Origin of the sequence: Streptococcus oralis subsp. oralis (assembly GCF_002096435.1) — a bacterium.
GTDB classification, from domain to species: domain Bacteria; phylum Bacillota; class Bacilli; order Lactobacillales; family Streptococcaceae; genus Streptococcus; species Streptococcus oralis_AA.
This window is the reverse complement of sequence record NZ_NCUI01000025.1, coordinates 256,261-270,229: the sequence shown is the minus strand read 5'-3', so window position 1 is coordinate 270,229 and position 13,969 is coordinate 256,261. Positions and strand designations below refer to the sequence as shown.

The 13,969-nt window shown below is 43.8% G+C and carries 10 protein-coding genes; 1 reads left to right on the top strand and 9 read right to left on the bottom strand.

The window, feature by feature from the left end; genetic code table 11:
• Positions 1–28: 28 nt before the first annotated feature.
• Positions 29–583, top strand: a complete 555-nt coding sequence (locus tag B7723_RS07620) for a GNAT family N-acetyltransferase (RefSeq protein ID WP_084849963.1) — start codon at positions 29–31, stop codon at positions 581–583.
• 119 nt (positions 584–702) lie between these two features.
• Here the strand turns inward: B7723_RS07620 and recA are convergent, their stop codons facing one another.
• The 9 genes from recA to rpoB all read right to left on the bottom strand — a co-directional run bounded on the left by recA (position 703) and on the right by rpoB (position 13,919).
• Positions 703–1,851: a recombinase RecA gene (recA, locus tag B7723_RS07615; protein WP_033585774.1), complete on the bottom strand. Its 1,149-nt coding sequence runs from the start codon at positions 1,849–1,851 to the stop codon at positions 703–705.
• A 54-nt stretch (positions 1,852–1,905) separates the two neighbouring features.
• Positions 1,906–3,162, bottom strand: a complete 1,257-nt coding sequence (locus B7723_RS07610; protein WP_084849964.1) for a competence/damage-inducible protein A — start codon at positions 3,160–3,162, stop codon at positions 1,906–1,908.
• A gap of 73 nt (positions 3,163–3,235) precedes the next feature.
• Positions 3,236–4,276 (bottom strand): glycopolymer--peptidoglycan transferase LytR, encoded by a 1,041-nt coding sequence (gene lytR, locus B7723_RS07605; protein ID WP_084850119.1) that lies wholly within the window; start codon positions 4,274–4,276, stop codon positions 3,236–3,238.
• A 4-nt stretch (positions 4,277–4,280) separates the two neighbouring features.
• Positions 4,281–4,802 (bottom strand): GNAT family N-acetyltransferase, encoded by a 522-nt coding sequence (locus B7723_RS07600; protein ID WP_084849965.1) that lies wholly within the window; start codon positions 4,800–4,802, stop codon positions 4,281–4,283.
• Positions 4,792–5,235 carry a tRNA (adenosine(37)-N6)-threonylcarbamoyltransferase complex ATPase subunit type 1 TsaE gene (tsaE, locus tag B7723_RS07595; protein ID WP_084849966.1) on the bottom strand — a complete coding sequence of 148 codons (444 nt, stop codon included), beginning with the start codon at positions 5,233–5,235 and terminating at the stop codon, positions 4,792–4,794. Before tsaE ends, B7723_RS07600 begins: the two co-directional genes overlap by 11 nt.
• Before the next feature lie 85 nt (positions 5,236–5,320).
• The gene (locus tag B7723_RS07590; RefSeq protein ID WP_007520749.1) at positions 5,321–5,944 is read right to left on the bottom strand and encodes a hypothetical protein; all 624 of its coding nucleotides are present in this window, start codon (positions 5,942–5,944) and stop codon (positions 5,321–5,323) included.
• Between the two features lie 136 nt (positions 5,945–6,080).
• Positions 6,081–6,500, bottom strand: coding sequence for a nucleoside-diphosphate kinase (ndk, locus tag B7723_RS07585; RefSeq protein ID WP_084849967.1), 420 nt, complete (start codon positions 6,498–6,500; stop codon positions 6,081–6,083).
• A 109-nt stretch (positions 6,501–6,609) separates the two neighbouring features.
• Complete coding sequence (rpoC, locus tag B7723_RS07580) at positions 6,610–10,275, bottom strand: DNA-directed RNA polymerase subunit beta' (protein ID WP_162284532.1); 3,666 nt, start codon at positions 10,273–10,275, stop codon at positions 6,610–6,612.
• A gap of 32 nt (positions 10,276–10,307) precedes the next feature.
• Positions 10,308–13,919, bottom strand: coding sequence for a DNA-directed RNA polymerase subunit beta (gene rpoB / locus B7723_RS07575; RefSeq protein WP_084849968.1), 3,612 nt, complete (start codon positions 13,917–13,919; stop codon positions 10,308–10,310).
• Positions 13,920–13,969 lie beyond the last annotated feature (50 nt).

Below are 13,969 nucleotides of genomic sequence, written 5' to 3'. Positions count from 1 at the left end.
TGCTATAATCAAGAAAAGGAGGTCATTTATGAATTTGACCAGTCAATTAATAACCGATGCATTTCCCGATCTGGATAAGGTTGAAAAGCTAAACAAGGAAGCTTTCCCCAAGGAAGAACGAGTCCCTCTATCCGAGTTCTTGCGCTATCAGGACCGAGAAGACGCTCACTTTTTTGCCTTTTATAACCAAGAAGAGTTTGTCGGCTTTGCTTTTGCCATCTCCAATCAAAAAGCTTTTTATATCAGCTTTTTTGCCATCATGCCTCACTTAAGAAGTCATGGGTATGGGAAGGAAATTATCGACAAACTAACTGATTTTTACCAGCGAACCATGTTGCTTGAAGTAGAGCGACTGGATGAAGAATGCGATAACTTGGAACAAAGAAAAGCTCGTATGAGCTTCTATCAACAAAATGGCTTCAAAACAGCTAACGCTTTTCTAGAGTATGATGGCTTGAGTTTTGAAATTCTCTACCGCGGTGACCATTTCGACGAGGAAGCCTATCGCGACATCTTCCAAAAATTACAAGATGAACATTATTTTGACTTTCACATCAAATACAGGCGCTTTAGTGATCATTAGTTGTTTCAAGGAAGAGAAATCTAGAGAGTTTTCTCACGATAAAAACGCATAATACCAAGGTTCTGAATACCTGATATTATGCGTTTTTATGATTTTGAAAACTTTCCCTAGTTTTATCTTTAATCTTCAATTTCGATTTCAAGTCCATCACCTAGGTCAAGCGTCACTTCTTGGTTAGGTGCCAAATCTTCAGCGACAGAAGTAGGAGTGGATCCCTCTTCATCTTCAATCAAACCATATTGAACACGAACCTGATGGTCAATCTCATCAAAAATCTCTGGGTGATCTGCCAAGTATTTCTTAGCATTCTCCGATCCTTGCCCGATTTTTTCACCCTTGTAAGAGTACCATGCTCCTGCTTTTTGGATGATATCGAGATCACTTGCGATCTTCAAGAGTTCACCAGTCTTAGAAATCCCTTCTCCGTACATGATTTCAACGAAGGCTTCCTTAAATGGTGGAGCCACCTTGTTTTTCACGACCTTGATCTTGGTTTCTTTACCGACATTGGTATCTTTTTGGTCACCAGTTCCTTTGATTTGTGTGCTTCCACGAACATCCAAACGGACTGAAGCGTAGAATTTCAGAGCACGTCCACCAGGTGTTGTTTCTGGATTTCCAAACATAACCCCAACTTTTTCACGCAACTGGTTGATAAAGATGGCAATTGTTTTGGTTTTATTGATAGAAGCACCAAGTTTACGCATGGCCTGGCTCATCATACGAGCCTGCAAACCAACGTGGCTATCTCCAATATCCCCATCAATTTCTGCACGAGGTACAAGGGCCGCAACTGAGTCGATAACGACAAGGTCAACTGCACCTGAGTCAATCAATTTTCCAGCAATTTCAAGACCTTGCTCTCCTGAGTCTGGTTGTGACAAGAGCAATTCGTCAATGTTCACACCAAGGGCTGCAGCATAGGCTGGGTCAAGAGCATGTTCCGCATCGATAAAGGCTGCAATACCACCTTCTTTCTGTGCTTGCGCGACAGCATGAAGGGCAACCGTTGTCTTACCAGAAGACTCTGGTCCATAGATTTCGATGATGCGTCCCTTAGGATAACCACCTGAACCAAGAGCAATGTCAAGAGCCAAGGACCCTGAACTCATGACTTGCACTTTTTGCTCCGCGCGCTCACCCAAACGCATGATTGATCCCTTACCAAAGTCTTTCTCAATCAATTTAAGAGCATCGTTCAAGGCTTTTTCACGATCCGCTCCAAACTTTTTTGAAATTTCATCTAATTTTTTTGGTTTTTTCGCCATTCTGTTCTCCTATATTCTACTGGTCCTTAGACCTATCTACTATTATATCAAAATTTAGTCACTTAATAAAGCCTTACGAGCTAGGTTAAAGGCATGCATAACCGCGATGTGACGTACATCTGCTCGACTCCGTCCTGCGATATTAGCCTTGATGACCTCTGTCCCTTTTGCATGTGCCAGTCCAATAAAAACTGTGCCGGCGGGATGCCCCTCTAGGCTATCTGGCCCAGCTACACCTGTCAGACTGACTCCATAATCAGACTGAGTCTTGAGCCGTGCCTGCTCTGCCATTTTTCGAGCCGTAAACTCAGAAACGACCCCGTGTTCTTTTAGCTCTTGCTCGGAAATATCCAACATCTTGGACTTTTCTTCTAGGCTGTAAGTGACAAAACCGCCATTAAAGATGGCTGAAACGCCCGAAAAGTCTGCTAATGTCGCTTGAAAGAGACCAGCCGTCAAGCTTTCTGCCGCAGTAATGCTTTTCTGTCTCTTCTTTAGCTCTTCTACAACGACACTTGCGAGACTGGTTTCTTCCCCATATCCATAACAGATGTCTCGTAAAGAAATTCCCTCAAAAGTTTGGCGACTCAAGATTTGATTTTCTAGGATGTCCAGTGCTTGATCAGCCTTTTCTTGACTGACTGCTTTTGTAGACAGGCGCAAGGTCACTTCTCCCGTCTTGGCATACGGCGCCAAAGTCGGATCTGTTTGATGGTCAATCAAGTCCGCCAAAATGGTCACCAACTGACTCTCCCCAATTCCAAAGAAACGGAGCACTCGTGAGTATAACTTGGTACCAGTCATTAACTTGGGTAAGAGTTGATTTAAGACCATGGGTTTCAACTCACTTGGTGGTCCTGGAAGGACCACGTAGGTCACGCCATCCACTTCCGACACCCCTCCGACTGCTAAACCTGTTTCATTTGGCAGTGGAGTTGCCCCTTCTACAATTTGGGCTTGGCGCTCATTATTCGGTGTCCGAGCATAGTCAGGTCTATGAGCAAAGAAGATATCCAGTTTCTCTTGCGCTTGAGGGTCAAACACTAGATTTTTTCCTAAAAATTTTGCCAGAGTTTGTTTGGTCAAATCATCCTCAGTTGGTCCCAAGCCCCCTGTCAAAATCACAAGATTGCTACGTTGACTCGCAATCTCCAGCAAGGACAAAAGACGAGCTTCATTGTCTCCAACAGCTGTTTGGAAGTAGACATCTACCCCGATTTCGGCTAGTTTCTCTGATAAAAACTGAGCATTGGTATTGACAATCTGCCCTGTTAAAATTTCTGTTCCAACAGCAATAATTTCTGCTTTCATGTTTCCTCCTACTTATCTATTCGAATTCTTTTTGAAAAAATCGCAGGAAATTTCCCACGATTTGATTCTTTTCTTATTCTGCTTCTTCGTTTGAAGCGTTTGTACTGGTTGAAGGCGCTGTCCGACCAAAGGCTGTTTCGTACAGTACCGCATTGGTTTCCAATTCTGTCACTGGCTCTTTACCTAGTGAACTACGCAAGAGATTTTGCATTTCGAGCATATGTTCTGAAGTGACAATCTGATAAGAAATTCCCTGTAGCTCAGCATCTTCCCCACGCAATTGATGCGTTTCGATATTCTTGAAGGAATCTTGATAGCCGAGCAATTGTGGAATGCTCTTAGCTGACAAGTCCACATTGGTCTGCATGTTATCACTCAAAGCTTTGAGGATACCTTGATAATGGCTCACACTGTTTAGGCTCAAAACCTTCTCAACGATTTTTTGAATGACTTCACGTTGACGTTTTTGACGACCATAGTCTCCTTCTGGGTCTTGGTAACGCATCCGTGAATACACCAGAGCTTCCTCACCATTCAAGGTTTGTTCTCCAACACCGATGGAAATCTTATTAAACTCCTCTTGGTCAGCAATCGAAATTGGGAAACCGAGTGTATTGTTGACGGTGATTCCACCAACTGCATCCACCAATTGTTGAAGGCCTTGCATGTTGACCATTACATAGCGGTCAATGTGGATATTCATCATCTTTTGAATAGTAGAAATTGCAAGCTCCGCACCGCCATTGGCATAGGCCGCATTGAGTTTGGCTTCCTGAACTTGGCCATTTCCACTCTCGATCTTGGTCAGAATATCCCGTTCCAAACTCATCATAGTGGTTTTCTTTGTTTTTGGATTAACCGTCAAGAGAATCATGGAATCACTATTCCCTGCCCACGGATCTGTACGTTCCGAATTTCCCGTATCTACCCCCATCAGGAGAATCGTTAAAGGCTCAGTTGCTTCGATAACGTTGGTTTCTTCACCGATTTTTTTGTAAGTTTTTTGACTCAGGGTTGCAGTCCCCTGCTGATAGATTGTGTAGGCATAAATTCCTACACCTACAACTGTTACTGCCAGAAAACCTAGCACCATTCCAATTAATTTTTTGATCATCTTGTTATTCATCTATCAATTTGCCCATCAGACAAACATCTAAAAATATCCCTTCTGCTAAATAGGCCCCTCTTTCTTGTAAGCCTTCTGTGATAAATCCCATTTTTGAATAGAGGTGGATAGCAGCCTCATTTCGTTTTTGTACACTGAGTTGCAAGCGGCGCAAGACGCCACTGGCTTTAGCCCACTCAATGCCTTCTTCTAGAAGTATTGTAGCCAATCCTTGGTTCCAGAATTTCTTTCGAACCGCTAAAAAAACATCTCCAATATGCCGAACCCTTAAATGTTGATCCGCTGTGATATTTAAGACACCCGCAATCTCATCATTCAGTAAGGCGAGGAGAGTAATTTGATTCTCCGATGCAGCTTGCTTTTCGATAAAAAGAGCTATTTCAGAAGCTGTCATCATGATACCATTTTTATCTAGGCTAGTGAAGTCTGTCTCTTGACCGACACAATCTAAAAATGCAATCAAAGCTATAGCATCTGAAGTCTCTGCCTCACGAATGCACAACTCATACTCCATCCTGAAGCTCCTTGATGAGTTGTTCAGCCCGAGGGCCATGAGCTGTAAAATGAAGGCAACGACCCTCATCTTCTTTCAAAATTTCCAACTCCAAGTAAGAATCTGGTAAAGCCTCACCCAAAAGATGCCCCCACTCAATAACAGTCACACCGCCACCAAAGAGAAACTCATCCAAGTCAATAGAATCAGCATCTCCTTCGATACGGTAGACATCTAAGTGGTAAAGCGGCAGACGCCCTTCATACTCTCTGACAATAGTATAAGTTGGACTTTTAATCATCTGACGGATATCCAAACCCTTGGCAAGGCCTTTTGTAAAGGTTGTTTTACCCGCACCCAACTCTCCAGTCAAGATCAGAACATCGTCTTTTTGAAGCAAGTGACCTAATCTTTCTCCGAGAGCTAGAAGCTCTTCTTCATTTTTTATGTACATATTACTATTATACCAAAAAGTTTCCTTTTGTGTGAATTTTCTTTATAGACTTACTATGCTAAATTTACAGTTCTCCTTCCCTTTCTTAGAAAAAGGTAAAAATACAAATAACAAATAAAACATCGCGAATCACATGTCCGTAAAATGAAATTTCCCTTTGCACGGATTTGGGAAAGAGGAAACGCGCACATAAAAAACCGAGACCAATATAAAGGAGAATGGAAGAGATTGTTACGGGATTTCTCAAGAAAATAATCGTGCCTAAAACGGAAATCACAACCGTTCTCTTCTTGTTGAGATGGTTGTCCATATCCCGAATATATTTATCAAAAGGTAAGAAAATCCATAGATCTACTCCCAGCAAGAAAAAGAATGACGGCAGAAAGAGGTCAACCAGATCCTGCTGCAATTTGCTAGTGGTTTGGATGCTTTCTGTGAGAACCAGACAGGTTGCCAGAAGATTGACTACTAAAAGAAGGCTATAAACAAGGCTTACTTTCTTTTGAACACGCAAAATACTATGACTTTTCTGACCCAAGGTATGGAAGTAATTAATCCCAGCACAAAAGCCTGAAACTCCCACTATGAGAATTAAAAAATAGACATTTCCTTCTCTTAAGGATAAAAATGATTCTTTCCACAATAAACAACTTCCAAATAAAATTTGAGCGACAGCTAATAATAATAAAACACGAATTGATTTCATCATTTCCTTTTCTTCCTCCGTATAAGAAATTATACTCTGACAGGATTAGAAAATGATAAATGACTTCCAAAATGTCACATTAGGACGCTGAACGGTACAAAAAACAGTTCCGTCATTCACAGAACTGTTTTCTTCTAATCTAATCCTTAAACCAGAGGGCGATTTCTCGTTTAGCTGACTCTTCTGAATCTGATCCATGTACCACGTTTTGAATGGCTTGATTTTCTCCTGCCGCCTTAGCAAAATCTCCCCGGATAGTTCCTGGTAGAGCCTCTTCTGGACGAGTAGCCCCCATCATGTCACGCCAGCTTTCAATTACCTTGGGACCTGAAATAATTCCAACAATTATTGGGCCTGAGGTCATAAATTGACGGATAGGAGGATAAAAACTTTTTTCAACCAAGTCTTGATAGTGTTGGTCAATCAAAGCTTCTGAAACTGCTGAACGTAACTCTAATTTTTCGAGTTTGAAACCACGTCGCTCAATTCTTTTCAAAACTTCGCCAACTAGACCTCTCTTCACACCATCTGGCTTAATGATAAAGAATGTTTGTTCCATATAAATCCCCTTGTCATTTTAGTTCTTCTATTCTACCACACTTTATGGAAAAGTGGGAAAATTTTCTGAAACAAAACAAAGAGAACCCGAAGGTTCTCTTGTTTACTTTTTATTCTACAGTTTCTTCAGATTGGATTTCCACAGTTTCATCTACTGGAGCAAGTTCTGTATCTTCTTGTTCAGGAGCCAGATATTCTGCGTCATTGATTGCCTGTGGTTCAAGGTTACGGTAGCGAGCCATACCAGTACCTGCTGGGATGATCTTACCGATGATAACATTTTCCTTGAGTCCGAGGAGATGGTCTTTCTTACCACGGATGGCTGCATCTGTAAGGACACGAGTTGTTTCCTGGAAGGAAGCCGCTGACAAGAAACTGTTTGTTTCAAGTGAGGCTTTGGTGATTCCCATAAGGACTGGGCGACCAGTCGCTGGAACTCCACCTGCGATAAGGACATCTTTGTTCGCATCTGTAAAATCGTTGATGTCTAAAAGGGTACCCATGAGAAGATCTGTATCACCTGGATCCATGACACGGACTTTACGGATCATTTGACGAACCATAACCTCAATGTGTTTGTCACCGATTTCTACCCCTTGGCTACGGTAAACTTTTTGGACTTCACCGAGAAGGTAAGTTTCAACTGACAAGACATCACGAACAGCAAGGAGATGTTTTGGTTGGATAGAACCCTCTGTCAATGCTGCACCACGAGAAACTTGGTCTCCAACTTCAACACGCATACGTGCTGTAAATGGAACGACATATTCTCCTTCGCCAGTTTCACCCTTAACAAAGACTTTCTTCGTACGAGTTGACGCGTCTTCTTCGATGGCTGTAACTTGTCCTTTGACCTCTGTAATAACCGCTTCCCCTTTTGGATTGCGGGCTTCAAAGATTTCTTGGACACGAGGAAGACCTTGAGTGATATCGGTATTTGAGGCAACCCCACCCGTGTGGAAAGTACGCATGGTAAGCTGTGTACCAGGTTCCCCGATAGATTGGGCAGCGATTGTACCAACTGCTTCCCCAACTTCAACCGCATCACCAGTCGCCAAGTTGATACCGTAACAGTGACGGCAGACTCCATGACGAGTGTTACATGTAAATACGGAACGGATAGTCACCTCTTCCACACCAGCATTGACAATCTCGCGCGCCTTGTCTTCTGTGATTAACTCATTTGGACCAATGATAACTTCGCCAGTTTCTGGGTGTTTAACAGTTTTCTTCGTGTAACGACCGTTGAGACGTTCTTCGAGTGACTCGATCATCTCTTTTCCTTCTGCGATAGAGCGGATTAAGAGACCACGGTCTGTTCCACAGTCGTCCTCACGGATGATAACATCTTGGGCAACGTCGACCAAACGACGAGTAAGATAACCTGAGTCGGCTGTCTTAAGGGCCGTATCGGTCATACCTTTACGGGCACCGTGAGTTGAGAAGAACATTTCGAGTACTGACAAACCTTCGCGGAAGTTTGAAAGGATTGGCAATTCCATGATACGTCCGTTCGGAGCGGCCATCAGACCACGCATACCGGCAAGTTGTGAGAAGTTCGAGATGTTACCACGGGCTCCTGAGTCCATCATCATAACGATTGGATTCTTCGGATCTTGGTTGTCGACCAAGCGTTTTTCCAATTTCTCACGAGCTGCACGCCATTCAGCTGTAACGGCATTGTAACGTTCATCATCAGTGATCAAACCACGACGGAACTGTTTTGTGATTTGCTCTACACGCTTATGAGATTCTTCGATGATTTCAGCCTTGTCTTCAACCACTGGGATATCAGCAATCCCCACTGTCAATCCAGCAAGTGTTGAATGATGGTAACCTAAGTTTTTCAATCGGTCCAAGAATGCAGAGGTTTCTGTCGTACGGAAACGTTTGAAGATTTCAGCGATGATATTCCCAAGATTTTTCTTCTTGAATGGAGGATTGAGTTCAAGGTTGCGAATTGCTTCCTTGATATCGCCACCTAGTGGCAAGAAGTACTTAGCTGGGAGTCCTTCTGTCAAGTTCGCATTATTCGGTTCTTGCAAGTAAGGCAGACCCTCTGGCATGATGTCGTTGAAGAGGATTTTACCAACTGTTGTCAGCAAGACCTTGTGTTTTTGCTCTTCTGTCCATGGTTTGTTGAGGCTGTCTGTCGCGATACCAACACGTGAGTGGAGGTGAACATAACCATTACGGTAAGCCATAACAGCTTCATCACGGTCTTTGAAAACCATTCCTTCACCTTCACGACCAGCTTCTTCCATGGTCAAGTAGTAGTTCCCCAAAACCATATCCTGAGATGGAGTAACAACTGGTTTACCATCTTTCGGATTCAAGATGTGCTCAGCAGCAAGCATCAAGATACGAGCTTCTGCTTGAGCTTCTTCTGAAAGCGGTACGTGGATGGCCATTTGGTCCCCGTCAAAGTCGGCATTGTAGGCTTCACAGACAAGTGGGTGCAAGCGGAGGGCCTTACCATCAATCAAGACTGGCTCGAAAGCTTGGATACCCAAACGGTGAAGGGTCGGTGCGCGGTTCAAAAGCACTGGGTGTTCTTTGATTACTTCTTCAAGGATATCCCAGATACGTTCGTCTCCGCGTTCCACCAAGCGTTTAGCTGCTTTGACGTTTTGCACGATATCACGAGCGACGATTTCACGCATGACGAATGGTTTAAAGAGCTCAATAGCCATTTCACGTGGCACACCACATTGGTACATCTTAAGAGTTGGACCAACGGCGATAACGGAACGTCCTGAGAAGTCAACACGTTTACCGAGCAAGTTTTGACGGAAGCGTCCTTGTTTCCCTTTAAGCATGTGGCTCAATGATTTCAATGGACGGCTACCTGGTCCTGTGATCGGACGACCACGACGACCATTGTCAATCAAAGCATCAACCGCTTCTTGAAGCATACGCTTCTCATTCTGAACGATGATACCTGGTGCATTCAACTCAAGCAAACGAGCCAAACGGTTGTTACGGTTGATAACACGGCGGTAAAGGTCGTTCAAGTCAGATGAGGCAAAACGGCCACCATCCAACTGCAACATTGGACGAAGATCTGGTGGAATAACTGGAAGGATGTTGAGAACCATCCATTCAGGTTTGTTTCCAGACTTGTAAAAGGCATCCAAAACATCCAAACGACGGATGGCTTTGACACGTTTTTGTCCAGTAGCTGTTTTCAACTCTTCTTTGAGTTCAGCAATTTCTTTTTCAAGATCTACTTGTTTCAAAAGGTCTTGGATGGCTTCGGCACCCATCTTGGCAACGAATGATCCATAACCATATTCACGCAAGCGCTCACGGTATTCGCGCTCTGTCATGATAGACTTGTGCTCAAGTGGTGTATCCTTAGGATCAATCACCACATAAGCCGCAAAGTAGATCACTTCCTCGAGGGCACGAGGGCTCATATCAAGGGTCAACCCCATACGGCTTGGAATCCCCTTGAAATACCAGATGTGAGATACAGGAGCTTTCAACTCGATGTGTCCCATACGCTCACGACGAACTTTTGTACGCGTTACTTCAACCCCACAACGGTCACAAACAATCCCTCTGTAACGAATGCGTTTATACTTACCACAAGCACATTCCCAGTCTTTTGTAGGACCAAAGATGACTTCGTCAAAGAGTCCTTCACGTTCTGGTTTCAACGTACGGTAATTGATTGTTTCAGGTTTTTTGACTTCTCCATAAGACCATGAACGGACTTTGCTTGGAGAAGCTAGGGTGATTTGCATACTTTTAAAACGATTTACATCAACCACTATTTCTTCCCTTTCTATTCTAAGTGAACTGCTTATTCTTGTTCAGCAGTTTCTTCTGTTGCTTCCGCTTTTGTTGCTTTCTCTGCTTCTTCAGCTTCAAAGGCTGCTTTAGCCTCTTGGGCTGCTTTTTCGCGGGCTTTTTCAAGGTCATCTACGTGGATGACATCTTCGTCCATTCCTTCATCCAAGTCGCGAAGTTCCACTTCTTGGTCATCTTCGTCAAGGACACGCATGTCAAGACCAAGAGATTGCAATTCTTTCACAAGAACTCGGAATGATTCTGGAACACCTGGTTTTGGAATTGGTTTTCCTTTTGTGATAGCTTCATAAGCTCTCAAACGTCCGTTAATATCGTCAGACTTGTAAGTCAAGATTTCTTGAAGAACATTTGACGCACCGTAGGCTTCAAGAGCCCAAACCTCCATCTCACCGAAACGTTGTCCACCAAACTGAGCTTTACCTCCAAGTGGCTGTTGAGTAACGGTTGAGTAAGGCCCGACTGAACGCGCATGCAATTTATCATCAACCATGTGGTGGAGTTTGATCATGTACATGACACCAACTGATACACGGTTGTCAAATGGTTCACCAGTACGTCCATCATAAAGGATAGTCTTGGCATCGCTATCCATACCTGCTTCTTTGACAGTGTCCCAAAGGTCTTCCGAACTTGCTCCGTCAAAGACTGGTGTTGCGATGTGGATACCAAGAGTACGTGCTGCCATACCAAGGTGGAGCTCCATAACCTGACCGATATTCATACGTGATGGCACCCCAAGTGGGTTCAACATGATATCGACTGGAGTTCCATCTGGAAGGTAAGGCATGTCTTCTACAGGAACGATACGAGAGACAACCCCCTTGTTTCCGTGACGTCCGGCCATCTTATCTCCGACCTTGATCTTACGTTTTTGAGCAATGTAGACGCGAACTAGCATGTTAACGCCTGATTGCAACTCATCTCCATTTGCACGTGTAAAGATCTTGACATCACGAACGACACCATCGGCACCGTGTGGTACACGAAGAGAAGTATCACGCACTTCACGAGACTTGTCTCCAAAGATAGCGTGCAAGAGACGTTCTTCAGCTGAAAGGTCCTTTTCACCCTTAGGTGTGACTTTACCTACAAGGATGTCCCCTTCTTTAACCTCGGCACCAATACGGATAATTCCCATTTCGTCAAGGTTTTTAAGGGCATCTTCTCCAACGTTTGGAATTTCACGAGTAATTTCTTCAGGCCCAAGCTTTGTATCACGCGTTTCTGATTCGTATTCTTCGAGGTGGACAGATGTGTAGACATCGTCTTTCACCAAGCGTTCGCTCATGATAACGGCATCCTCGAAGTTGTAACCTTCCCAAGTCATGTAGGCAACGATTGGGTTTTGTCCAAGCGCCATTTCTCCTTTTTCCATAGAAGGTCCGTCAGCGATAAAGTCGCCTTTTTCAACGACATCCCCAACTTTAACGAGGGTACGTTGGTTGTAGGCAGTGCCTGAGTTTGAACGACGGAATTTTTGAACGTGGTAGACATCTAGGGAACCATCTTCACGGCGAACTTCTACCTTGTCCGCATCTGCGTAGGTAACTTTACCGTCATGCTGAGCAATAACCGCAGCTCCAGAGTCGTGAGCTGCTTGGTATTCCATACCAGTACCAACGTAAGGTGCTTTTGGATCAATCAATGGCACAGCCTGACGTTGCATGTTGGCACCCATGAGGGCACGGTTGGAGTCATCGTTTTCCAAGAAAGGAATACATGCAGTCGCAACGGCAACTACCTGTTTTGGTGACACGTCCATGTAATCAACGACTTCTGCTGGATACTCTTGGTTGACCCCTTGGTGACGTCCCATGACAACTTTCTCAGCAAAAGTACCGTCTTCATTGAGGCGAGAGTTGGCCTGCGCTACAGTAAATTCATCTTCTTCATCGGCTGTCAACCAAACGATTTCGTTTGTGACTACACCTGTTTCACGGTCAACCTTACGGTATGGTGTTTGAACAAAACCATATTTGTTCAAGTGTCCGTAAGATGACAAGTTATTAATCAAACCGATGTTAGGTCCTTCAGGTGTCTCGATTGGACACATACGACCATAGTGAGTGTAGTGTACGTCACGGACTTCATATCCAGCGCGATCACGTGTCAACCCACCAGGTCCTAAGGCTGACAAACGACGTTTGTGTGATAGTTCTGATAGCGGGTTGTGTTGATCCATGAACTGTGACAACTGTGATGAACCAAAGAATTCTTTAACCGCAGCTGTTACAGGACGGATGTTAATGATTTGTTGCGGTGTCAAAACTTCATTGTCCTGAACAGACATACGCTCACGGACATTACGTTCCATACGAGAAAGTCCCAAACGTACTTGGTTGGCAAGCAATTCACCAACTGCACGGATACGACGGTTTCCAAGGTGGTCGATATCATCCACACGTTCGATACCTTCAGCCAAGTTGAGGAAGTAGCTCATCTCAGCAAGGATATCTGCAGGAGTTACAACACGAACCTTGTCATCTGGATTTGCATTCCCGATGATGGTTACAACACGATCTGGATCCGTTGGTGCAACAACCTTGAATTTTTGAAGGACAACCGGTTCTGTCAGGACAGCTGCATCATTTGGAATGTAGACAATCTTATTCAAGTCGCCGTCCAAATGGCTTTCAATGCTTTCAATCACACTACGAGTCATAACGGTTCCAGCTTCTACCAAGATTTCTCCCGTTTCAGGGTCTACCAATGGCTCCGCAATGGTTTGGTTGAGCAAGCGTGTCTTGATGTTCAATTTTTTATTAATCTTGTAACGACCAACGGCTGCTAAGTCATAGCGACGTGGATCAAAGAAACGTGCCACAAGCAAACTACGTGAGCTTTCAGCAGTTTTAGGCTCACCTGGACGAAGGCGTTCGTAAATTTCTTTCAAGGCTTCGTCTGTACGAGAGTCCATTGGATTCTTGTGGATATCTTTTTCAACGGTATTGCGAACCAATTCACTGTCACCAAAGATATCAAAGATTTCATCATCACCTGAGAAACCAAGCGCACGAACCAAGGTCGTAAATGGAATCTTACGAGTACGGTCGATACGAGTATAAGCGATGTCTTTTGAGTCGCTTTCAAGTTCCAACCAAGCTCCACGGTTAGGGATAACAGTAGAACCGTAACCTACTTTACCGTTCTTGTCTACTTTGTCATTAAAGTAAACACCTGGTGAGCGAACCAACTGAGAAACGATAATACGTTCACCACCATTGATGATGAAAGTACCCATCTCAGTCATGATTGGGAAATCACCAAAAAAGACTTCTTGAGTCTTGATTTCGCCTGTTTCTTTATTAATCAAGCGGAAGGTTACAAAAATTGGAGCTGAGTAGCTAGCATCGTGGATACGAGCTTCTTCGAGCGTATATTTTGGTTCCTTGATTTCATAGCCAACAAATTCCAACTCCATTGTGTCTGTGAAGTTTGAAATTGGCAATACATCTTCAAATACTTCCTTAAGTCCGTGGTCTAGGAAATCTTTGAATGAATCCGTTTGAATTTCAATCAAATTTGGTAAGTCAAGAACTTCTTTGATTCTTGAAAAACTACGACGGGTACGATGTTTCCCGTATTGAACGTCATGTCCTGCCAAGATGATTCTCCTTTGTAAATAAAGTTCCAAGCCTGCTTCATCAGGCTATT